Genomic DNA, 24,272 nt, shown 5'->3' on the forward strand with positions numbered 1-24,272 from the left:
CTCTAAATACTATAACACTTCTTTGTTTAGTATGTCTGACTTTTGCCTTCGTAATTGAGTAAAGCATGAAAAACAAGATTCTGATTATTGGAGGGTATGGAAAAGTAGGTCGCATCATCAGTGAACAACTAGCCGTACGCTTTCCTCATAAAGTAATAGTAGCGGGAAGGAATCTAAAAAAAGCAGAAGCCTTAGCGAAAAAATTAAATCACACCGTTATCCCCTATGCCCTGGATATTAATTCCCTTGCAGAGGATTCCATTTTGGCCAATACAAAATTGGTGCTTATGTGCATCGATCAAAAGGATACAGATTTTGTTGCGCTATGTATAAAAAATAAGGTGCATTACATGGACATTACAGCCAGTATGGATTTTATTACGCAAGTGGAAGCTTTAGATGAACAGGCCCAACAAGCGAATACAACGGTAGCCTTAAGCGTTGGGCTTGCTCCAGGTATAACGAATCTACTCACACAGCATGCAATCAATCAATTGCCAAAGGCTCCTTTAGCGGATATTTTTATTCTATTGGGAATTGGCGAAAAACACGGAGATGCGGCGTATCGCTGGACCTTTGATAATATCCATTCCACTTATGAAATTCAGGACAAAGAAAAAGCAGTTCATATAAAGAGTTTTTCTCAACCCAAAACAACGCATCTACTCGGAAAGAGGACCTTTTATACGTTTAATTTTTCGGATCAACACACCCTTAGCAAGACACTAAATACCTCCGAAATCCGCACGAGAATGGCTTTTGATTCTAGGTTTTTAACGCTGCTAATTGCTTTATCGCGAAAACTGGGACTAACCCGAATCTTTACTAACCCTAAGATACAAAATCTCTTTATCGCCTTATTTAAAAAAATGCCTTGGGGAAGTGCTGTTTTTGCTGTAAAAGTAACGGTTGAAAACGAGGCCAAACAAACCTATCACTGTAGCCTTACAGGGGAAGATGAAGGAAAAATAACGGCCTATGTAGCGATTGAAATGGCACTGCATGTCTTGCAAAATAATACTGTTTCGGGGGTTCAACACATTCATCAGATGATACCAGACATTCCCCAGTTTCTTGAAAATCTAAAACAATACAACCCAACCCTTGAAATAGAAATAAAGTAAAGCGTTTCCAAAAAAAAAGAAGTGTAATTGCTTACACTTCTTTTCTCATTTTACTAAAATATCTATTTTTAGTTGTAACGTTTGTACTTCCAACTCTTAACTGTTAGGGTTTTAAGGTTGCCTCTATTCTACGTAGCGCTTCTTCTGTAGAAATTCCTTGATAGAATTCCTGAACAAAAAGAGAATCCTTATTCTGATGGGGTAAAATGGTGGGTATTCCCTTGCTATTATCAACCTCAACATTCGTAGGTAAACCAAAAGTAGTCTGGGGTGGATAATTGGGTAAATTAGTTACTAACCAGCCAAAGTAGGTGGTTTTATAGGTTTTATCTTCATAATTCGCATAGTAGTCCTTCATGCTTTCTTTACTCAAACTAACCCAAACCCCATAATCCAAATACTGACAAGCGTCATATACATATTGGGTCAATACGCCTCTTAGATACCAATGCGTTTGCTCTTCGTCGTCAATACTACAAATTTCACTGGTTAAATCTGCTTTTTCTTTTTCTTCTTCTGATAAAGCCAAATAAGGATCGGGTGCTTTATAGACTAAAGCGGGCCAATCTTCATGTACTTGACCACAGTGTTCGCAGGTATACTTCATTACTAAGTTACATTTTCAATTACAGATAGCCCATGCACTGGAATATCAGCTTACAAAGATAAGTTTTACATTTCTTATTACTTGACATTACTTACGGGTACAAAGCATCTATTTCTTACTTTTACTTACCTTTATATAAAAATCAACCATGAGCACCTTGCAGTTAGAAACCAATCGCTTACTTTTAAATCAACCCACGGTTAAGGATATATCTCAACTTCTCGAAATCATGAAGAATCCCATATACAGTAAGCATACAACGAATATTCCGTACCCTTATACAGAAGACAGTGGTCTTTTTTGGATAGATTTAGCTGAACAAGGATTAGCCAGTCAAAACGCTTATGTTTTTGCGATTCGCTTGAAAGATGACCCAACCCTTATTGGTGGAATTGGCTTAGGAGTTGATCGCACAAACAATAAAGCTGAACTTGGGTATTGGCTAGCTGAACCTTATTGGAATCAAGGCTTGATAACCGAAGCCGCACATACCGTTATCCAATTTGGCTTTGCAACCCTTAAACTTCATAAGATATTTGCTTCTTATTTTAGTTTTAATGAAGCATCAGGAAGAATTATGCAGAAAATAGGCATGCAAAAAGAAGGGGATTTACGTGCTCATACACTAAAAGAGGGACAGTATATTGATCATGTTTTGTATGGTATTATTAATGAGAATCACTACTAATCTTTATCTTTTTGATGGGTAAAATATATATTTTTAGTGGTTTAGGAGTTGATGAAAGCGTTTTTGACTCTTTTTCTTTTGAAGGGATGGATGTCCAATTCATTACCTGGATTACTCCATTATCTAAAGAATCTATAGCTGCGTATGCTAAACGTCTTGCTTTGCAGATAAAAGATGATTTACCTATACTAATTGGTCTTTCTTTTGGAGGAATGGTTGCGGTTGAAATCGCACAATATATACCAACTAAAAAGGTCATTTTAATTGCTTCAGCTCAAAATAAATATGAGCTCCCTATTTACTATCGAATAGCGGGAAAACTAAACATGCACAAGCTAATTCCACCTAGAATACTAAAAAGTTCAAATCCTTTAGCCGCCTATCTTTTTGGAGTAACTACAAAAGCAGAAAAAGCGCTATTAAAAACAATACTACACGATACAGATCCGCTCTTTCTAGCTTGGGCTATTGACCAAATCGTTAAATGGAAGCGTACTTCTTATTCGGATGCCATTATTCATATTCATGGTACTAAAGATAAGATTCTTCCCATACGAAATACAAAACCCTCCTATCGTATTAATCAAGGCGGTCATTTTATGACGGTTAATAAATCCATTGAAATTGAGAACCTACTCTTACAAATCATTGCCTAAACTAGCTCTACAAAGGCTTTATAGCAGCTATAGTATCGAATTGAACGTATAAGGCATCTAAAATTTGCTCGAATAAAGCTTTCAATGCTACAAGTTCTTCTAGTGTTAACCTAGATTGATCTAGATAGATCGAAATTTCATATTGATTTTTGGGCAAGGGATCCCCCCAGATTCCATCATACGTATCAATAAACATCCCTTCTATGGATAAATCAATTAGCTTTTGTCTAAGCGTAGAATGGAATAAACCTAGAATCTTAGGATGGGTTGCATGGATATGAAAGCAACGATCAAACTTACGATCCTTCGTTTTATACAATTGCCCATTGAATAAATTGACTAAACGATTGAATAAACTGGCTTTTTCTATTTTAGCCTTTAGAGGTTCACGATAGGTAAACTTAGCATATACCCTAGTTATAAAGGACTCATGACTTTTAGCCCCCACCGTACTCGTGAAATAATAAGTATCGAATACTACTTCCAATCCCTTGTATTCATACCTAACTTTGGGAGAATGCCAATACTTTCTTTCAACAAAATCGCCTTTAATCACTGCACCAAATGCACTCCAATAGGTATTGTCCTTTTCTGTAAACATACGTACTCATTTGAATCATTGTAAAAATAGGAACTCTTAGCCTTTATAGCAAAACGAAGTATTTAATTTTATGGGATGGGAAACAGAAACGGAGAAAGAGGGAAATAGGAAATAGGAAACAGGAAATAGGAGCATCCCATAACTTTTAACCTTCACTTTTAACCTTTTACCTAACCCCTAAAAATATAAAAGAGGATCTTGGGCTAACTAGATCCTCTTTTACTTGGGTGTTGCATTATTTAAACTCCTACAACAGGGATCGAAAAAAAATATCTTATTTCTATCTCTACCTAAGAAGAGTGAAATAGAATTAAAACAAAAATAACGTATCTTCTTGTTTAAATATTACGTAAGTAAAGGAATTAATTGCAATTTTAACAGATTAGGGTGCTACAATTTTCCACAATAAGGGTAAAATACGCTGCTAAGCTTGCGTTTGCGCGAAGTATCTGCAGTAAACTTGATACATCAAAGCTGTTTTCTATATTTCAAAGGCGGGATAGAAACATGTCTTTTAAAAAAATTACTGAAATGTGCTGTTTCAGAAAACCCCAAGCAGTAACTAATTTCTTTAATGCTTCGATTCGAATTATCCAGTAAAAATTTGGCTTCAGCAATGGTTTTATCGCGAATCCAAATAGACACAGTCTTCCCTGTTCGCTCTTTAATAACACTATTCAAATGATTAGCGGTAAGATTCTGTTCTAAGGCATAATCCAATACCCGAAAGACCGTATTTACCTTCCCTGAAACCAATTGGCGGTAATGTCTATCTAAAGTTTGTTTAAAATTCTTTACTATCTGTGAGCTTCTATCTTTGGTGTATAGAAAATCATAATCTTCTAAAAATGAATGCTTAATGCGATATAATAAAAGGGCAAACAAATGGCCAATCACTTTTAATTTATCTTTAGAATCACTTGCATACTCCTCTTGAATAGCCAGAAAAAGAGTGTTAATTATCGGATAGGTATTTTTATTTAATTTTTGTGGTGCAATAATTTCGGTTAGTAAAAATGGAAAAGAGTCATATACATTTTCTCCTACATACTTCAATAAGAATTTTTCATCAAACGCAATCAAGCATATATCTTCGAAATCTGTCCAACTAAACATGCTGTTTTTACAAGGAATGGTAAAATAAATGGATTTAGAAAATACTTCAAAACGATGTCCATCAACCACATAACTCCCTGCCCCTTTGCGAATTAAGGCAAAAGAGAAATAATCAGGATGAAAAACCGGCGAAGTGTAGGGTACAGTAAATCCCAATTCTTTAAGACTAAGTATGGTAAAAACCTCAGTGCTTAACATATTGTAATTAGAAAGCCCTAAGTATTCACATAACTCATAAAGAGATTTGATTCTGCTTTTTACTTTCGTCAAAATTTAACATATTTAGTTTATTTTTAATTTCTATCAAACAAAAATACTTACATTCAAACCTTATAGAATTGCGCCAATCAGGGTAATTATTGTAAAAATTAGTTATTCGAAAGTACTAGCAACCTAAGAATCAAATTCTATACCTTTACTTGGATTGAATTCAAACTTTAACAAAGTGGAATCGTTAGTTAATTGATTTGTGAGAGAGGAATTTTAACGATAGAGCATTCCTTAGGGACAAAAAAGAATCGGGGAGTTTAAAGGGAGTCTCCTTCTTAGCGAATGGCTAAATTTTACGGCTATTTTCTACTACAAAAAATGCCCCAAAAAGACAGAAACTTTTTGGGGCATTTTGGATTTATTTTTTGCTTTACTTGTTTTTAAGAGAAGCCATATCAATTACAAAACGATATTTCACATCCCCTTTCAATAAGCGATCATAGGCTTTATTGATATCTTGCATTTGAATAAGCTCTATATCAGAAGTAAGGTTGTGTTTACCACAAAAATCCAACATTTCTTGCGTTTCCGCTATTCCGCCAATTAGAGAACCTGAAAAGCTTTTGCGATTCATAATCAAACTAAAGGCAGCTACAGGTAAAGGATGTTCGGGTGCACCTACAAGGGTAAGTGATCCATCTCTTTTTAATAGGCCTAGGTAAGCGTTAATATCATGTTGAGCAGAAACACAATCTAAAATAAAATGCAAAGTGCTTGCATTCGCTTTCATTTGTTCAGCATCCGTGGATAAAATAACCTCATCCGCTCCTAGTCGTTTTGCATCCTCTACTTTAGACTGAGAAGTCGTAATTACCACTACATGAGCTCCCATGGCTTTTGAAATTTTTACAGCCATATGCCCTAAACCTCCAATTCCAACGATACCCACTTTTTTACCAGGTCCTACATTGGCATGGCGCAAAGGAGAATACGTCGTTACACCTGCACATAATAAAGGTGCCGTTGCTGCTAAATCTAAGTTTTCTGGAACACGCAATACAAAATCTTCATCCACAACAACGGCTTCAGAATAGCCCCCGAAGGTTTGTTTATTTAAGTGAATATCGAAACTGTTATAGGTTTGAATGTTGCCTTTTTCGCAATATTGTTCTACGCCTTCTTTACAGCTTTCACACTCGCGACAGCTATCAACCATACAGCCTACACCTACTAAATCCCCAACTTTGTACTTGGTCACTTGATCGCCTACTTGGGTTACACGTCCCACAATTTCATGTCCTGGAACATTGGGATAGGATGTTCCCCCCCACTCGTTTCTAGCAGTATGTAAATCGGAGTGACATACGCCACAATACAAAATATCAATGGCTACATCTTTTGCTGTTAACGCTCTACGCTCAATGTGCATCTGTTTTAAATCTGCTTCTGGTGCTTCTGTACCAAATGCTTTTACACTTGTTGTATTCATTTTCATCCTTTTTTATATTTGTACTCTATTCAATCTCTATGCTTATTTCTGCTAGCTATCCCTTGTTAGTTACCTCATCAAGAACTTCTTTTTCCTCTTGCATTCTCCTTTTCTTACGTTTTGTAAAATTAAGCCTTACACCAAGTAGTTGCTTTACTCCAACGTTCAACTTTCTTTACTCTAAAGCTCAAATACTTTAGATTGCTGTAGGGGGTAATCCATACTGCTTTTTAAAGGCTGTAGAAAAATGAGAGGGGTTTTTAAAACCAACTTCCCAATACACATCTTGTACTTTTGCTTTTTCTTCTTTTAAGCGCGTATAGGCCGCTTCTAAACGCTTTTTAATAATCCACTTTTGAGGCGTTAGGTTGCTTATTTTTTTGAAATCTCTTTTAAATGTGGCCAGACTTCGACCTGTATAAGTAGCGATTTGTTCAAGGGTTAAATCATCTTTGTAATGCTCATTTAGAAAATCGAAAATATCGACTTTCCACGGTTCCGTAAAATCGAAAAGCAAAGGATAAAAACTAGCGGAATTGTTTAATAAAGCATAAATCCCCTCTAATAGTTTGAGCTGAATCACCGCCTCACTAGGCTGAATATTTTGGTCAAAATAAGGCGTAAGCGATTCAAATAAACTGGTAATATCTACCTTTTGTTCAATTGGAAATACACTTTTATCAGAAACCATTACGGCTTTAGGTAGCTTTGTTTTATTCAATTTACTGTAAAATTCTCGGAGTACATTGCGATTAAAGGTGAGAGAAATTCCCTTGTAATGTTCCTCACCACAACTGTTTTTATGCATCGTTAATTGATGGTTGCGTCGAATAAATACACATTGTCCCGCTTTTACTACCGTACGTTTATTTCGGTCTTCAATAATTTGCTCTCCGGAATAGACATACACCAATACATGTTCAGGGGTAGCATGAAAACATTTCTCACTATAATCGGAATAACAAGAAAGGAAAATTCCCGAATAATTGAGGGTCTTTAAAGTTTTTTTGGGTTTCATTTTCGAATTATGTATTTGATATTTATAAAGATACATAATCGTGGGGTTATAATTTTACTGTAAGGCTCATTTTTATTTACTGAGAAGCTCATTTTTACCTCGAGACGCAGAGTAAAAACGACAGAAAGGGACCTTGAGCGAGGTAGGCTTCTGCCAACGCATAAAAAGTTTCTCGAATTTTATACGTTATAACCCTAATAAAATAAAGAAACCCTACTGCTATAGCAGTAGGGTTTCTTCTTTACTATATTGGACTTAGATTAGTCATTCGCTAGCCAATCTTCTTTTGACAAGCGACTAACGTAGGTTGTACGATAATCATTCATAAGTGAATTGAATTCATTTTCAACAACATGCGAATGTATAAATCCTCTTTTCTCTTGTACTTTTTTCGATTTCTCATTGCCTTCTAAATAGCCACACCAAAGCGTTGTAAGCTTTAAATTTTCAAAAGCATGGGCGAGAATAACCTCGAGTGCCTCTGGAATTAATCCTTTCCCCCAAAAGGGTACACCGATCCAATACGCTACTTCTCCTTGATCTTCAGGAATTGAAAAATTACTGTCCTTCCCTAGTAACAATCCTATACAACCAATAGCTTGGTTATTCTCTTGTAATGCTACCGCATAAACCTCTGGTTTAGAGAAAACACTTTCAATAATAGCTTTACTTTCTTCTACGCTTGTATGAGCAGGCCAACCCGCTACTGGGCCAATTCTTTCGTCTTGCGCGTATTTAAATAAATCTGCTGCGTCTGATACGTCCCATGGTCTTAAAATCAATCTATTAGTTATAAATTTCATGTGCTTGCTTTTTTATTTATTTCTTGAGACAAAAGTAAAGCGTCTTCTACGTTTTTCCTCTACACAAATTAGAGCACTTTGGGTACTTTTGAAAAGTATTTTAGATAGAAAAGGAGAATTATCTCTATTTTTGATTCAAATTCAAAAATAATTCAACATGGATATCTCCCTTTTTACAACTACTTCATTGGGTCTGTCGTATGGAATAACGAGCTTTGATCATCAATTGGGATATCCTTTACAACTTTCTTACCTCGTTGTACTTTTGGGTCTAGAAGGCGAAGCAACCCTAACCCTTAATTTTAAAGAATATGCGCTTCATCCACAGACGCTCTTGGTTTTATATCAAGATGATTTAGTTATACTCAAAAGCAAAACACCTAATTTTAAGATGCAAGTTTACAGCATTGAAAGATCCTTAGCTAGTGAAATAGCTTTTGATTTGCCGCATGCCTTGTTTGGGTACTTGCATGACTATCCTCTACAAGAATTAACGCAGGCAAAGCAACATCAAATTACCCTATGGGATGCACAGACACGCTATATGCTCACACAGGCAACTCCATATCTTCAAAAGATGATTTGCAATCACTTTCAAAATCTTTTTTTAGCTATCGCTGCGTACATGGATAAAAACACCACTTTTAAGAAAAGACAATTCAGTAGAAAAGAAGAGTTATGCTGGAAATTTTGGGACTTAATTGGTCAATACTCCAATCAATATCGCACAGTAGCTTTTTATGCGGAAAAACTTCATATTACCCCTTTTTATTTATCGCAAATTTCAAAGGATTTCTTAAATGATTCACCTAAGGATTTAATTCACAGACAAGTTATTCTCCAATTAAAAACCGTATTGAAAACAACGAATTTAAGCATTGGAGAGATTGCAACTCAACTCCATTTTGAAGATCCTTCGTATATGGGTCGGTTTTTTAAAAGAGAAACGGGGGTTTCTCTTACTGCCTTTAGAAAAAACTAACCCCTCTGAGCGCTGGTACAGGTATACGTCGAAAGTTCATTGTATTGGAAACTAGCAGTATAAAAGGGTAATTCAAGCGATTCTTATACTTTCCATTTCTCTTTTAGCAACGTTTGAAGTTGCGCAATCTCTTCTGCATACATTGTTTTTTTTCGGGTTCCGAAGTACAGTATATTTTCTAAAGGAGTCGTTCCCTCCCAGACTATCTTTATTTTATTTTGAGCATGCACATCCATACACAAAAAATCAGGTACAATAGCAAATCCTGAACCACAACTCAAACAACGCACAATGGAACTAATATTAGGCACAATATAATTCGGACTAAAATCAGGATGTACACCAAAATGAGTGAGCCAAAAATTCTTTAAATGCTCCATATCCGCGGCTGTACTATACCACAACTGTTGTTTTAGTGCTTCAACAACTTCTTTGATTTTATTTTCGGCAAGTAAATCTTCAATGACCTGGGTATCTGTTTCACTACCTGCAATTAGCACCAGTTTTTCTTTTGAAAAAGCTTTATATTCAAGGTTGGGTTGATTTCCTTTTTGTGGGGTAACGATTAAGTCTAACAAGCCATGATCCAAATCCTGTTGCATCTGTGGATATTCACCAAACTTAATAATTAGATTAAAAGGCAACTTGGCAATGTGTTCCTCTAGTGTATATTGAAAGGTTTCAAAACACATTCCTACACTAATTGTCGTGCGGTCTACTTGAGAACGCTTGTGAAAATGCTGTTCTGCTACTTCCATTTTAGTCAAAGGCTCTAGTACACAATTGTATAAGATCTTGCCTTTTTCTGTAGGTACCATCTTTCTTGCTGAACGATCAAAGAGTTTGTATCCGGTATAGGCTTCTAGAGAATTAAGATGCAAACTTACACCCGGTTGTGAGATAAACAATTCTTGAGCAGCCGCAGATAAGGTACCCGTTTCATATATCGCTTTAAATGTTCTAATCCATTCTAAGTTCCAACGCATATTCTATTCTTTTATTCCTACAAAAATAAGATTAAATTAAATAAAAATGAGTTTATTACTATAAGTATTCTAATACACACCTATTAGATAAGTTATTTAAATAATAGAAATAAATAATAGAACTTTGCCCTATCAATAATTAAAATAATACAAATGAAAAAGATATTCATCCTAAACGGTGGGCAGACCTTTGCCCATTCTGGTGGTTTATTCAATACAACCTTAGCCCAGTGGACCCAAGAGACTTTGCTGGAACTCGGGTATGAAGTTCGTCAAACTAATATCAATAATACCTATGATCCCGTCACTGAAGTAGAGCATTTTAAATGGGCGGACCTTATCATTTATCACACGCCAATCTGGTGGTTTCAGGTACCAAACAGACTCAAGCAATACATCGATGAGGTATTTACGGTAGGTCACAATAACGGTATTTATGCCAGTGATGGCAGAAGTAGAAAAACCCCAGACCTCAATTATGGTACGGGTGGATTAATGCACGGGAAACACTATATGGTTACAAGTTCATGGAATGCACCCAAAACAGCTTTTACCTTAGCCAATGAATTTTTTGATGAACATTCGGAAGATGAAGGGGTTCTCTTTGGGTTTCACAAAATGAATCAATTTGCAGGTTTGACTAAAATTGAGGGGTTTCACTTCCACGATTTAGAAAAGAACTGCACCGAAGAGCGATTAAATGCCTATCACCGCGACTATGTGCTGCACCTAAAAAATCAATTTACTAACTTAACTCATGCGTAATGAATATCTATATAACCGCTATCGTTCAAGCTAAACCAGAGTATCAAAAAGAAGTGCAAGCCTTCCTTCTGCATATGGTTGAGGAAACCCGCAAAGAAGACGCGTGTTTGCGCTATGATTTACACCAAGATCTCACCGATAAAAACACTTTTATTTTCTATGAAATATGGGAAAATCAACAAGGATTAGACGTGCATAATCAACAAGTCTATATCCAAGAATTTGGTGCCTTAGTAGAACGTCAATTGCAACAAAAACCCAACCTTTATATCACACGTAAAATTTAATACAATGGAATACAGAAAATTAGGAAATACAGATTTAGAACTATCCACCATCACCTATGGCGCTTTCGCCATTGGAGGAACGATGTGGGGGGGCAATGAACAAAAAGATTCTATTGCATCCGTAAAAGCCTCGATCGAATATGGGGTTACTACCCTAGACACCGCTCCTTTTTACGGTTTTGGACTGAGTGAAACCCTAATCGGACAAGCCATTCAAGGCTATGACAGAAGTAAAATACAGCTTTTGAGTAAATTTGGTTTGGTCTGGGACGGTAGTAACCAAGGCAAAGGGGATTATTTCTTCGACGCAGAAGAAGCAGGCAAGAAAATGCCCATTTACAAATATGCCTCCAAAGCGAATGTTATCAAAGAGGTCGAAGAAAGTTTAAAACGCCTGCAAACGGATTATATCGATCTATTGCAAATTCACTGGCCCGATAGCACAACGCCAATTGCAGAAACCATGGAAGCCTTAGAACTTTTATTACAGCAAGGTAAAATACGCACTGCAGGAGTAAGTAATTACAGCGTTGATCAAGTCAAAGAAGCCCGAAACACCTTAAATATCGCGAGTAACCAAGTTGGATATAGCATGTTAAATAGAGGAATAGAACAGGATTTGGTTCCCTATGCCTTAGAAAACAACTTGGGGCTTATTGTATACAGTCCCATGGAAAGAGGCTTGCTAACAGGCAAATACTTTACCGATGGGCGTCTGAAAGAGAACGACCACCGAAACGGTTATTTTCAACAATTTGACTTGAAAAAAGTAGAGGCCTTCTTACATACCCTCCAACCGATCGCAGAGGCTAAAGGAGCTACTTTAGCTCAACTCGTCTTGCGATGGACGAGTTTGCAACCGGCTATTACCCTTGTTCTAGCAGGTGCTAGAAATGCAGAACAAGCCATAACGAATGCCAAAGCCATGGAGATTCATCTTTCTGCGGAAGAGGTTAACTTCATTACTACACAATTGGCTCGCATTTAAAATAAATAAATTAAAATGTTCATCTTTAAAAAGTACGTCCCTATTTTTAAAAACTTCGCGATACACCTGATTTACAGATTACTTTTTTACATTTTGTTAGTAGTAGTGTTGTTTGTTATGCCAAACAACACTACCCTATTTTACAACCGTTTACGAATAGCATAATCTCCATGAATACCCTATATTTTGCCTCTGAAAGTCCAGTTGATATACTTTAACTGCAAGATTAAGACGCTTTATAGTTTTACAAGAGGGTACTGAAAACTATATTAATTACAAGAAAAGAGCATTTTTACAGTAAAAATGCTCTTTTCTATTTTTATCATCTCATTGAAAATCAACAATATGAATTCTAGTTAATTCAAAATAGTATTATATTTTCTTCCAAAAAAGACTTTTTCAGTGCCCTCATTTTACAACTTAATGTTTTTTACTTACTTAATTAAATACGAGCGTTCATATGGAGTAACTCCATAATCTACGTATTTAGGTATAAGAATTCTAAAATAACATATAAAACCTAGTGTTAATTTATAAAAAAAACAACTAAATATAAAGAATAACTAAAATAAACTTAAAAAACACTTTTAACATTTCATTTCCTAAAACAAAAAACTAAAATAAAAAATAAAATATTATAATTAAATATTTTAACATAATTTATGGTTTTTATTTTTAATATTAAATAATATTAATATATAAATATCAAATAATTAAAATATTTTAACTCAATTTATTATAATTATATTTGATTTTTCAGAACTTAATACACTGTAAATCAGTAAAAAAAAATTAGGTATTTATAAAGACAAATAATAATTAAAAATGAGTAGCTGCAAAACATATCTTCTCTTATTTATCTCGGTGTTTTTCTTAAGCAAGGTTACACATGCACAGCAGTATAATTTAAAAGGAAAATTAATCAACGATATGCATCTACCTAATGAATTTGCTTATACTTATTTAGTAAAGAATGATTCAATTTTAGTTCAACAGACTTATACAGATAGTCTCGGAATTTTTAATTTAATCGCTGAAGCAGGGCTTTACAAGCTCAAAATAGAACAGTTTGGGCAGGAATTGTTTACTAAAAATATTGATCTAACTAAAAATATTGATCTAGGTATTTTAAAAATTGATAAATCTATACTGTTAGAAGAAGTAACTATAAACACCGTTAGAAATTTTGTCAACCACGAAAGAGATAAGCTAATTTTCACTATAGAAAACAGCCCTCTTGCTAAGGGATATAATGGATTAGAAGTTCTTCGGAGAAGCCCTAAACTTCAAATCAGTACTGATGGTTCCATTCAATTGAAGAAAAAGGAAGTACAGGTTCTTGTAAATGGCCACAAAATTAATATGACTCAAGAAGATTTGAATAGCTATTTGGGAAGTTTAAGCTCCGAGGATATTAAAAGTATTGAGATTCAAGATGTGGGAGGTGCGGATGCAGAAGCCTCTAATAGCGGCGGGATAGTGAATATAGTGCTCAAAAAAAGAATCTATGGCTTCAGAGGGATTGTAAAAGCGGGCACTAACCATTATGACTCAAAATATAATATTTTTTCTGGAGATATAAATCTAACCTATGGGCACGATAAATGGAATACTTATTTCATCTCAGGAATTAGTAAAAGTAACTCTAAGGGGAGCTATAAGAATCAATTCGATTATTATAGTGAGTCACGTCGGCAACAACAGAATGGAACCTTTTTTCAAAAAAGTAAATCCTATAATCTAAGAACTGGAGCCATGTTTTACCCTAATGCAGAACATGAGTTTGGCGTTGAGTTCTTCTTAGGGCATGGAAAAGATAAGTTTACAGATAATCAATTACTTGAAATTTATAACCCCTCTTTAGATATAGAAGGGCAAACCAATTCACTAACTAATGATAAGACAAGTATTTGGTACTTTACAATCAATTACAAGTATACACTAGATACGTTAGGTAGCTATCTTAAGTTTATTGGAGATTATGGTAACAATAAATTGAATCGCAATAATACAGGAAGCATTAACTATGAATTGGGACAGATAGAAAATAGCACTTTTTTATTTGATACTACTGCTCCGTCCATCTATTATACAGGGCAAGTCGACTGGTTACAAAATCTGAAGTCAAATTGGCAACTATTCTCAGGAGTTAAACTTAACCGCATAGATCGCAATAATAAATTAGATAGTTTTGAAAAATTCAACCAAGATTGGCAATTGATACAGAAGGATATTCAAGATTTTAAAAATACTGAGAATATTTTTGCCATTTTCTCATCCGTAGAGAAATCGTTTAATGAAAATAACTATCTAAAAGTAGGACTAAGAGGAGAATTTACATCAATAACAGGGCTAAATAAATTAAATAGTGAAGATGTTACAAGGAATTACTTTAACTTATTCCCTTCCCTTTTCTATAAGTATAGCACGGATAGCAAACATTTTTTCTCGTTATCCTACCGGCGTAGTATTAATCGACCGTCATTCAGAGATTTAAACCCTTTTATTATAAAACAAAGTGATTTTTTGTATCAAAAGGGAAATCCGAATCTAAACCCACAATATAACCAACGAATCGATTTTACCTATGGGGTTAACAAAAATGAATTTTCTCTATTTACAAGGTTTTCTAAAGATATTATCCAACAAATTTACTTTGTAGAAAACAATATTAACTATGTGCAACCACTGAATTTTGGTAAAGAAAGTAATACTGGAATTGACTATACCTATTCTGGGAACATCAACAAGTGGCTTTATACCAATGTTTCGTCAGGCATTTATTACTATAGTTTTAGATCGGATAAATTACAAGAATCTCGTCCAACCTTTTATAACTACGTCTATTTACAAGCAAAGCTTCCTGAAAATTTCATACTCGAACTATTTAACAATTATGATTATAAATCCCAGTATAGAAACACGCTTGGAGCATATCAATATGGATTAGATCTAACTGTTCAAAAGACAATGTTAATAGAACAGCTAATTGCCAAATTTTCTGTAACAGATTTGTTGAATACACGTAGAGATAAAAACGTATCTGCTTATACGGATTTCACATTTAACTTTTATCAAAAACGCTTAACCAGAGGCTTCTCACTTTCTATCCAATATACCTTTAAAAATCAAAGCAAAACTAAATACTCCAATGTCAAATCTGATAATCAAAGCAGAAATAGACTATAATATATTGTTGGCCACAATTACAGGAGCAAGCCGAAAATCCTTAAAAGAGTAGGTTTAATTCAATAACTTTTCAATTATGAATCATTCAAAAAAAAATCTTGATCAATTAGCAAAGAAAATGGAATTGTTAAATGACATGGAGCAAAATCAATTAAAAGGTGGATTTGCTGCATTTGGAACTCAAAAAAGAAAAGAGCTAGAACACGAAGGTTCAGTTTCTGTTACCGTTTCTGGAAACTGCGGATGCTCATGTGAAGTGAGAAACTAATAATTAGCTCAAAGGGAAACCTAGTGAAGGGAGAGTATTCCACTCTCCCTTCTTTTTAATATTAACAATATTTTTTTGAATTATGAAATACAGTAAATTTAATACTATTGTCCCGTTTGAAGATAATTTTGTATACCACAACTCCTTTACACAACGTTTTTTATTGCTTAAACCTTTATTGATTGATTTAATTGAAGCTTCTAAGTCTGAAAACAATATTGAGGAGCTAAAAATAATACATCCTGATTTATTTAACTCTTTAATAGAAAATGGATTCCTTGTACCTAAAGAGCAAGATGAAATTCAGAAAGTTCAAAATATGATGCAAAAAATAGATGGAAGAGATGATTCTTTTTATTTAATCGTCAACACCACCATGAATTGCAATTTCAGCTGTTGGTACTGTTATGAATCTCATATTAAAAATTCTAAGCTTGACAAAATAAATATCAACAAAATAAAAAAGTTCGTAGAAATTACTTTTGCAGAAAAGTCCAATCTCAAATTGTTTACGCTTTCATTTTTTGGAGGTGAACCTTTATTATTTTTTGATGATGCAATCATTCCTGTAATTGAAAACACAAGTCGAACAGTTCAAAAATATGGAGCAACCTTACAAGTTGGATTTACCACAAATGGGCTTCTTATTAATGAAAGAATAATAAAAGCACTGTCGAAATATAAAATTAGTGGATTCCAAATATCATTTGATGGTAATAAGGAACATCACGATCAGACTCGTTTCGTTTCCAAAAGCAGAGGATCGTATGATGAAATCATGGCTAATGTTAAACTAATTGTTAGAAACGGTATGTCTGTCACCTTAAGAATTAATTATACCGCTAAAAATTTGCCTGAACTTAGTGGTATTCTCATTGACTTGGATGAGCTAAAACAAGTAGAAAAAGATCGAATTGTTATTTCTATGAATAAGGTTTGGCAGGAAGAGAACAGAAATCTCTGGGGATCAGTCAAAGAATTTTATCAAAAAGCAGAGCAATATGGACTTCATTCAACAGATGCTTTGGCAGGTGATACAGTTAGAAATTCTTGTTATGCTGATAAGATAAATGAAGCAGTGATTAATTATAATGGAGATGTATATAAATGCAATGCTCGTGATTTTAAAAGTGAGAATAGAGACGGTTACCTTGCTGATAACGGCTCGATAAGCTGGGGAAAAAATATACAAAACAGACTAAATATAAAGTTAAAAAATAAACCATGCCTAGATTGTACGATTATGCCCATATGTGGAGGAGGTTGTACTCAAGTGGCATGGGAAAATAGAAATAGAGATTATTGTGTAAACGACTTCGATGAAAGCCGCAAAAAAGAAATTGTCTTAGAGATGTTTCATTCTAAACGTTTAGAATATGTTTAAACTCATCCGTCAACATGATCAAATGGATTGTGGTCCTGCTTGCTTAGCAATGGTTTCAGCTAGTTATGGGAAAAAGTATAGCCTTCAATATTTACGTGATTTATCCTTTATTTCTCGTGAGGGAGTTTCTCTGCAATCTATAGGTCATGCAGCTGAACAAATTGGCTTTACTAAATTTCCTGGGAAACTTTCTATTGATGATTTAATAGAAAATGTTGATACATTACCTGCTATACTACATTGGAACCAAAATCATTTTGTAGTACTTTTTAAAATATCTAAAGGCGGAATGAATAAAAAAATTAACTTTAAAATTGCTGATCCTGCACATGGTATTTTGAATTTAAGCTATGAGAATTTAACTAAGCATTGGATAACTACGGATAATAAACGTGGAGTTGCATTATTTCTACAACCAACTTCGGATTTTTTTAATAAAGAGATTCCAAAAAAAAATACTCCTTCACTTAGTTATTTACTAGCGTATTTGGTTCCCCATAAAAAATCAATGCTATGGATGTTTATTCTTCTAATTATTGGAACTTGCTTATCACTTGTTTCTCCTTTTATAACGCAAAATTTAATAGATAAAGGTGTTGTTGAAAAGAATCTAAATTTTATCACTCTAATTTTAGTAGCACAATTAGCTCTATTTGTTGGAAGTCTAGTCGTTGAACTTTTTAGAAACTGGACGGTTCTAGTCGTCGGAACGAAACTAAATATAAATATTATCTCTGATTTTTTTAAAACCTTGTTAAAGCTACCTATAAAATACTTTGACACTAAACTTATAGGGGATTTTACTCAAAGAATTCAAGATAATGAGAGAATCGAACAATTCTTGACCTCTCAAAGTCTTATCACTTTATTCTCAATTATTACATCGAGTATTTTTTTTGGAGTCCTTCTTTATTACGATTACACTATACTCGTAGTATATTTTGTATTGACTTTTATCTCTATTCTTTGGACTTTTTTTTGGATGAAGAGAAGAAAATCTTTAGATTATTATAGATTTCTAAGACGCAGTGAGAACCAGGAAGCAATCTATGAAATTATAAATGGTGTTTCAGAGTTAAAACTAAACCAATTCGAAGAGGTTAAGCGTAATGAGTGGGAAAGAATTCAACAAAAATTATTTAAGACGAATATTCAGATTTTAAAAATTAACCAAATTCAAATGTCTGGATTCGAATTCATTAACCAAACAAAAAACATCTTGGTAACTTTTCTTGCTGCTACTTTGGTGGTGAAAAATGCACTTACCTTAGGAGAGCTTTTAGCGATATCCTACATTATAGGGCAGCTTAACTCCCCAATTAATCAATTAATCTCTTTTTTTCGCTCACTTCAAGATGCTAGACTGAGTTTATCCAGGTTGAATGAAATAAAACAACATCAGGAAGAAGAACAAGTAGATCAGAAGCAGTTGCAACTAAAAAACGATGACAATTTAACTAATGGAAGAAAAAGCGGAATTTATTTCAAAAACCTCTCATTCCAATATGGAGGTCCTAAATCATCATTTGTATTAAAAAATATCCATTTTGCTATACCAGAAGGTAAGATTACGGCAATTGTAGGAGCTAGCGGAAGTGGAAAAACAACACTTATGAAGTTACTTTTAAGATTTTATGACCCCAGTACTGGTAGTATTCTATATAATGAAGATGATATAACAAGCTTATCACCAAAAAGTATCAGAGAAAATTGTGGTGTGGTTATGCAAGATGGTTATATCTTTTCTGATACTATTGAACGTAATATTACCACTGGTGATGAATACATAGATCAAAAAAAATTAAATCATGCAATTAAAATAGCTAATATTGAATCTTTAATCAAAGAATTACCTTTGGGTTTTAATACCAAAATAGGGGTAGCAGGAAATGGGATTTCAGGCGGACAAAAACAACGTATCTTAATTGCTCGCGCAGTATATAAAAATCCTCATTACATTTTTTTTGATGAAGCGACTTCTGCACTCGATGCCGAAAACGAAAAAACAATTCACGACAACCTACAGTCCTTTTTCAGCGGAAAAACTGTAATGATAATAGCTCATCGCCTTTCTACAGTAAAACATGCAGATCAAATAGTGGTTCTAAAACTTGGTCAAATAGTTGAACAAGGAACACACAAAGAATTAGTTAGCTTAAAAGGAGAATACTATAACCTTGTTAAAAATCAATTGGAATTGGGATCCTGAATTTTTATAAAGTGTTGAAAAGAAACTATTTTTTTAATGATTCAATACTGAATAAAAATAATTTCCTCAACTGCTTTCTCTCTCTCTCTCTCTCTCTCTCTTTAAAAAAACTATTAGATCATATTGTAATCAATAAATTTTCCCTTGCCCCTGTCTCCCTTTAGAGTCCAACTAAAATTTCCATAAACATACATATCCCTCAAAATTTAAAAGAGATAAACCCTAAAACTAGTTGGTTGCGTTTCAAGAGCAATTGCCAAAAGGCAAAAAATGAGGGTTGTCAAAAAACAACCCTCATCAAAAATACCTTATTGTTTTTTTCCTTCAAAGAAAATGCGTTTTTGATTTTCCATTATTTTTTTTCCAGAAAATTTAAGCGTTTTCGAATCGGCTGAATAAACCAACACACCCGCTAATTCTCCTGTTTGATGCATTACATCCTGATGGTCTGTATATTCAGATACAAATTGAACGTTCATTTCTATTGGTGTTCTATCATTACCACTCATTCGAATCTTGTTGTTTCCTAAATCTTCAACAAGTAAAAGCTTATTAAATTCACTTGAATCATAGGCTCCCATATAAGATCCCGCCACTGTAGCAGATGCAGATCCCTTTTTTATACCTCCACCACCATTATTGTCATCACTACTACTACAGCTTGTTCCTATTAACAGGCTACCCATTAATACGAAAGAATAAATTGCAATTTTTTTAATCATGATTTCCTTTTTTACTATTAATTATAAAACAAAAGTAGTAAAAGAACTTATCCATATTAAAAAAAACTCAGTAAAATACCTACTAATAATACTATTATTCAATAAATTTACTACATTTAACACAATATAAAAGAAAACAATACTTATATTCACTTTTAAAATATATAGAAATTTTAAAACGAAAGTCTACAAGCCTCATACTGTAGCTAAACAATTTCATTTATTCCAAAATTTGAGATTTAAGTACTTTAATTTCTAAATAAATTCACTTAATTGGAATTTTAATTGCTATTTAAATCAAACGCATATTGATCTAAAAATTGCATTTTTCGCAATTCCTCATCTTGTATTCTCTAGCCATCACCTGTAACAATTGCCCTGCAAAAATACCATCGTCATTATCGCAAAAGACACATCCTATTTTTGTGTATAAATGAGGGAAAATATAGGTTAACTCAACTCATTGTGCAGACAGAGGTTACTTATCTCAAGTAAATCTGTTTCAAACGGTATATATCTAAATTAGAAACACCAAAAGAGCGAATCAAAAGATTATAAAACACAACCTTATACCTTTAAGAAATTAGGAAAAAGAATAGCAACGTTATTTTCACAAGTATATAATCCATTCAAAATAATTATGCTAAACGTTTAAAAGTCTTAAAATCCGAATTTTAGCCAAAAAACAAACTAGATCATCTATATTAAAAAAAAGACTATTGGGTAGCTTTTTTGTTTTAACGAAATACAACCGTCTCGATTACCTCTTTGCTTTTTCGCTCCTTTAAGAGCACTGTTTTTTTGCTTACTTCTTGCTTATCCGTTCCAAAGTATTTATACACTTCTATATACGCTTTGGCTGCCGATTTCGTACGTCGATCACTTTCTGCAAAATAATTCAGTGAAATTTCATATTTTCCTGCTTTCGCTTGAGGTAAAATATACATTTCAGGACCAAATCCACGGGTCACATCTTCAGATAGTATCCCACCTAATTTGGTTCGTTTATTGTTATAGGAACACTCCTCATTCGAAGCCTCTTTGATGTGCAAATCAATATCCGTACTATCCAAATTCCAGTACACCAAAACAACGAGGTCGCTGGTATAATTTGCCTCATAGTACGAAGCATAATCCTTTTGCGCTTGGGCTTGCAGCTGCTGGAAAAACATCTTTTCCTTGACCGATTCGCGTTTATTTGTCTTGGCCATCTCTTGGAGAAATCGGTTTGCAAACAAGCCGTTAATTGCGCGAATACTGCCGTAGTTTGTTGTTTTAAATACAGCCGAACTACTGATATAATAAAAAATGGCCGCTAATTTTGGATTGCTTTGCTCTAAAGCGCGTGCCATATTGAAATAAACCAAGCAATCGTTAATTCGCGTATCCAGTATCTTTTGTCCTAAATAATAACTGTCATAGCCATAGTTGAGATTCAAGGTATTGGTTAGCAAATCACGTAAAACATCCACATCACTTCCATTTCTTTCTATGATAGAGCTCAATAATTTTAAAGCATCTGCTTCAGCATGCGTTTTAGCGCGTTTTGCTGCTAAAACCTGTAAAGCATCCAAGGTCATTTCTTCCTTAGCAAGCAAATCAAGTTCTTCTTTGGTTTGTTTTTTCTTCTCCCAAACCTGGAATAGCGATTGTGGCTGAATCACAAAATCTGCATCCGTCATTTCACTGATAAAATTCGCCAATACAGCGTCCCCACTTTGGAGAATCTGTTGTTTTTGCAACAGCGTAATCCACTGTTCAAAGCTCTTTTTAGCCGTTAAAGCCTCGGTTTGTATAAATGCTTTCAACAACTCCGTTACTGTAAATGCTTTGACAAATTTTTCCGCTACATCCAGGCTTTTTACTTGGTACCTATCGTAGTCGGCTTGTGTTTCTAGCATTAAAAAAGAAGTATACGCACTCAATACCTGGTAGTAAATGGAGTAATCTACACTCGCTGATTTTAAATCTGATCCAATCTGATCCAATTGCGTTAAAGCAATCTTTCCATACATGCGCGAAGCTAAGGCTGAGTTTACCTGATGTACGGGCTTAAATTCAATTGTTTTCGCTTCAGAACCCGCAGTTACTTTCAGTTGAATCGGTTTATCTAAATTACCCCTTGCTGCCAATTGTAAAATTTGTCCATCATAGAGTTGAGTAACCCCTCCTGCTAATAAAATATCCGTTGCTGTTTCGCCAAAAACGCTGGCTAACTTCCACGTTTTATAGCGCAAGGCTTTGGCACTTTCAATCAATTGAGCCTCACTATTTGCGGTAAACGAACTTCCACCAGTTAAGGTGCTTAAATAGTCAAGCAAATCCGTATTGGTACCAGACATTCCCGTTTTATAGGTATATACCTTATCCCCTTTATAGAGGTAATTGGCTAATAGCTCACGGTGGTTAACCCCCCAATTCAAATCGCCATCACTCAATAAAAATAAACTCTTCGCCACCTGAGGCTTGAGCCACGTAGGATGAGAGGCCTCTTGCAAGGCTCTTCCTAAATCGGTTGCCCCTTCCAAAGCCAAAGTATTCATATAGCGCACTAAATCATCCCTGTTTTTAGCGGTATTGCTCATCCATTTTTCTTGGTACCACTGCGTTCCCATATTGAAGTTCAAAAGGGCAAATCGCTCAATGACCCCTTCATTTTGCGCTAATATTTCTTGCACTAAATTCACCCAAACCCCAAATAAAACAGGATTTGAACTCAGAGAAGTATCCAGCATAAAAACCGCCTCTTTGGCCATCGTTGCATCTACTTCACGCGGCAATTGAATGCGCATTGTTCCCGCAAAATAGTCTCCTTCTTTGTCTTGTTGAAGTAAAGCCAAAGGCTTTGCGCTATTCCATTTTACATTGATTTCTTTTGCCGTTGGATTGAAATACGTCAGGTATTGTTTTTCTTTGTTTTTTTGGCTAATCGCCTCTTGCTTGGGTGTAATTACATACGCATTATCATCCGCCACAACAAGATCCACCCGCAATTTGTTTTTTGCATCAGGCAAACCTAAGGTAAAGGTTCTAAAATCCATCCCCTCAATCATATCCACATCATACCCAATAACGATGTGATGCAGTTGATTGGCTTGAATTGGAAAAACGCGACAGCTAAACATATCAGCTCCCGACCACTCCATCAAAGCGGGATCTATTTTACGTGCAATTGTAGTAAAATAAGCATCCGCAGCCGTTTCTTTCTCTGTGATCTTCGCCTGTTTCGTTGCTTTTTGGTCGTTTCTTTGTTGAATACCCACGGCGGATAAATCAAAATTGTCTTTGCTATAATCATGCAATTGCGCGACTGGAATTGTATTTTTCCCTTTTTTATCTTGATCAAATAACGCAGTTCCTCCAAAGGCAAAGTAATACGGAGAGGCATCAACGGGAAGTTTTAGTTTAAAGGTTCCCTCTAAACCACTCTGCGATTTGTCGTTGTAGAAATACGCATCAATTAAAACGCGTATGCGGTTACCCTCTATTTGCAGGGCAATTTGTGCATCTTCTAAAGGCAAAAATTCATTATCGCCAATTTCAAGACGCATGGCATTGTCTTTTAACGTAGACTTCTTCCAAGTTTCCGTAGAACCTTCAGGTGTCTTTTTATTGCTTTTTCCATAAACGTCTTGTATTACTGATATCGTACCTCTATCAGCGTCCCCTCTCATTTCGCTAATTTCAATGCGACTTACAGCTCCTGTTTCTCTTCTCCTCTCATTCCTTTCATAGCCTGTACTAGTAATTATTACTTCTTGTAGTTCACTTTGATCGTCTTCTAATTCAATCAAATAATAATCTTTGTTTTTTTCAAGTTTTATACGCTTGGTTTCCATTCCTATAAAGGAAATCTCCAAATAAGTATCCTTCTTTGTGCTTACGGTAAGCTCAAATTCCCCATCAAAATTGGTAGATACGCCATTGCGTGTACCAACTTCTAGTACTGTTGCACCAGGCAAAGGAAGGTGATCACTCGCACTTGAAACAACGCCTTTGATAACTCTAGTACTAGCCATGACATTCAAACTGCACAGCAATAACAAGCAATACAACAAAATTTTCCGCATACAATCTATTTATTAGTGGTGATTCTTTACTAAAATAGTGAATTATCCCTTGCATTCACCCCCCTAAAGAACAAATAAACGGTATTTTTACTTCTTTCTAAATAAAAGTT

At 34.6% G+C, this 24,272-nt stretch carries 20 protein-coding genes; 11 read left to right on the plus strand and 9 right to left on the minus strand.

Translation table 11 applies throughout. The features are described 5' to 3' along the window. Positions 1 to 65: 65 nt before the first annotated feature. A complete protein-coding gene (locus ACMHJ2_RS04300; RefSeq protein ID WP_413511727.1) occupies positions 66 to 1,124 on the plus strand; it encodes a saccharopine dehydrogenase NADP-binding domain-containing protein in 1,059 nt (352 codons plus the stop codon). Between the two features lie 103 nt (positions 1,125 to 1,227). On the opposite strand, the gene ACMHJ2_RS04305 is transcribed toward ACMHJ2_RS04300, so the two are convergent. Then, the gene (locus tag ACMHJ2_RS04305; protein ID WP_413511728.1) at positions 1,228 to 1,731 is read right to left on the minus strand and encodes a DUF2199 domain-containing protein; all 504 of its coding nucleotides are present in this window, start codon (positions 1,729 to 1,731) and stop codon (positions 1,228 to 1,230) included. 148 nt (positions 1,732 to 1,879) lie between these two features. On the opposite strand from ACMHJ2_RS04305, the gene ACMHJ2_RS04310 reads away from it, so the two are divergent. Then, entirely contained in the window at positions 1,880 to 2,419 is a 540-nt protein-coding gene (locus ACMHJ2_RS04310) for a GNAT family N-acetyltransferase (RefSeq protein WP_413511729.1), read from the plus strand. 14 nt (positions 2,420 to 2,433) lie between these two features. Beyond that, the gene (locus tag ACMHJ2_RS04315) at positions 2,434 to 3,075 is read left to right on the plus strand and encodes an alpha/beta hydrolase (RefSeq protein ID WP_413511730.1); all 642 of its coding nucleotides are present in this window, start codon (positions 2,434 to 2,436) and stop codon (positions 3,073 to 3,075) included. A gap of 7 nt (positions 3,076 to 3,082) precedes the next feature. Here ACMHJ2_RS04315 and ACMHJ2_RS04320 read toward each other — a convergent pair whose 3' ends face one another. The 5 genes from ACMHJ2_RS04320 to ACMHJ2_RS04340 form a co-directional block, all read right to left on the minus strand. Then, positions 3,083 to 3,676, minus strand: a complete 594-nt coding sequence (locus ACMHJ2_RS04320) for a hypothetical protein (protein ID WP_413511731.1) — start codon at positions 3,674 to 3,676, stop codon at positions 3,083 to 3,085. Positions 3,677 to 4,144: 468 nt separating this feature from the next. Next, complete coding sequence (locus tag ACMHJ2_RS04325) at positions 4,145 to 5,062, minus strand: helix-turn-helix domain-containing protein (RefSeq protein ID WP_413511732.1); 918 nt, start codon at positions 5,060 to 5,062, stop codon at positions 4,145 to 4,147. Positions 5,063 to 5,432: 370 nt separating this feature from the next. Next, complete coding sequence (locus tag ACMHJ2_RS04330) at positions 5,433 to 6,491, minus strand: NAD(P)-dependent alcohol dehydrogenase (RefSeq protein WP_413511733.1); 1,059 nt, start codon at positions 6,489 to 6,491, stop codon at positions 5,433 to 5,435. A gap of 196 nt (positions 6,492 to 6,687) precedes the next feature. Then, positions 6,688 to 7,509 carry a helix-turn-helix domain-containing protein gene (locus tag ACMHJ2_RS04335; protein ID WP_413511734.1) on the minus strand — a complete coding sequence of 274 codons (822 nt, stop codon included), beginning with the start codon at positions 7,507 to 7,509 and terminating at the stop codon, positions 6,688 to 6,690. A gap of 260 nt (positions 7,510 to 7,769) precedes the next feature. Next, positions 7,770 to 8,312, minus strand: a complete 543-nt coding sequence (locus ACMHJ2_RS04340) for a GNAT family N-acetyltransferase (protein WP_413511735.1) — start codon at positions 8,310 to 8,312, stop codon at positions 7,770 to 7,772. Positions 8,313 to 8,469: 157 nt separating this feature from the next. Here ACMHJ2_RS04340 and ACMHJ2_RS04345 point away from each other — a divergent pair, with 157 nt between their 5' ends. Further along, complete coding sequence (locus ACMHJ2_RS04345; protein WP_413511736.1) at positions 8,470 to 9,294, plus strand: helix-turn-helix domain-containing protein; 825 nt, start codon at positions 8,470 to 8,472, stop codon at positions 9,292 to 9,294. A gap of 83 nt (positions 9,295 to 9,377) precedes the next feature. On the opposite strand, the gene ACMHJ2_RS04350 is transcribed toward ACMHJ2_RS04345, so the two are convergent. Then, the gene (locus ACMHJ2_RS04350) at positions 9,378 to 10,280 is read right to left on the minus strand and encodes a LysR family transcriptional regulator (RefSeq protein ID WP_413511737.1); all 903 of its coding nucleotides are present in this window, start codon (positions 10,278 to 10,280) and stop codon (positions 9,378 to 9,380) included. A gap of 153 nt (positions 10,281 to 10,433) precedes the next feature. Between ACMHJ2_RS04350 and ACMHJ2_RS04355 the strand changes: the two genes are divergently transcribed. The 7 genes from ACMHJ2_RS04355 (at position 10,434) to ACMHJ2_RS04385 (ending at position 19,370) form a co-directional block, all read left to right on the plus strand. Continuing rightward, entirely contained in the window at positions 10,434 to 11,045 is a 612-nt protein-coding gene (locus ACMHJ2_RS04355) for an NAD(P)H-dependent oxidoreductase (protein WP_413511738.1), read from the plus strand. Then, on the plus strand, positions 11,045 to 11,332 hold the full coding sequence (locus ACMHJ2_RS04360; RefSeq protein WP_413511739.1) for a putative quinol monooxygenase: 288 nt from the start codon (positions 11,045 to 11,047) through the stop codon (positions 11,330 to 11,332). The genes ACMHJ2_RS04355 and ACMHJ2_RS04360 overlap by 1 nt, the downstream gene beginning before the upstream one ends. A 4-nt stretch (positions 11,333 to 11,336) precedes the next feature. Further along, on the plus strand, positions 11,337 to 12,320 hold the full coding sequence (locus ACMHJ2_RS04365) for an aldo/keto reductase (protein ID WP_413511740.1): 984 nt from the start codon (positions 11,337 to 11,339) through the stop codon (positions 12,318 to 12,320). 825 nt (positions 12,321 to 13,145) lie between these two features. Further along, positions 13,146 to 15,509: an outer membrane beta-barrel protein gene (locus ACMHJ2_RS04370; RefSeq protein ID WP_413511741.1), complete on the plus strand. Its 2,364-nt coding sequence runs from the start codon at positions 13,146 to 13,148 to the stop codon at positions 15,507 to 15,509. Positions 15,510 to 15,585: 76 nt separating this feature from the next. Then, positions 15,586 to 15,777, plus strand: a complete 192-nt coding sequence (locus ACMHJ2_RS04375) for a hypothetical protein (RefSeq protein WP_413511742.1) — start codon at positions 15,586 to 15,588, stop codon at positions 15,775 to 15,777. A gap of 82 nt (positions 15,778 to 15,859) precedes the next feature. After that, complete coding sequence (locus ACMHJ2_RS04380; protein ID WP_413511743.1) at positions 15,860 to 17,161, plus strand: radical SAM protein; 1,302 nt, start codon at positions 15,860 to 15,862, stop codon at positions 17,159 to 17,161. Then, entirely contained in the window at positions 17,154 to 19,370 is a 2,217-nt protein-coding gene (locus ACMHJ2_RS04385) for a peptidase domain-containing ABC transporter (protein ID WP_413511744.1), read from the plus strand. The genes ACMHJ2_RS04380 and ACMHJ2_RS04385 overlap by 8 nt, the downstream gene beginning before the upstream one ends. 308 nt (positions 19,371 to 19,678) lie before the next feature. On the opposite strand, the gene ACMHJ2_RS04390 is transcribed toward ACMHJ2_RS04385, so the two are convergent. Both ACMHJ2_RS04390 and ACMHJ2_RS04395 read right to left on the minus strand, forming a co-directional pair. After that, a complete protein-coding gene (locus tag ACMHJ2_RS04390) occupies positions 19,679 to 20,092 on the minus strand; it encodes a hypothetical protein (protein ID WP_413511745.1) in 414 nt (137 codons plus the stop codon). 737 nt (positions 20,093 to 20,829) lie between these two features. Next, complete coding sequence (locus tag ACMHJ2_RS04395) at positions 20,830 to 24,162, minus strand: carboxypeptidase-like regulatory domain-containing protein (protein ID WP_413511746.1); 3,333 nt, start codon at positions 24,160 to 24,162, stop codon at positions 20,830 to 20,832. Positions 24,163 to 24,272: the final 110 nt, after the last annotated feature.

Origin of the sequence: Myroides odoratus (assembly GCF_965118575.1) — a bacterium.
GTDB classification, from domain to species: Bacteria; Bacteroidota; Bacteroidia; order Flavobacteriales; family Flavobacteriaceae; genus Flavobacterium; species Flavobacterium odoratum_B.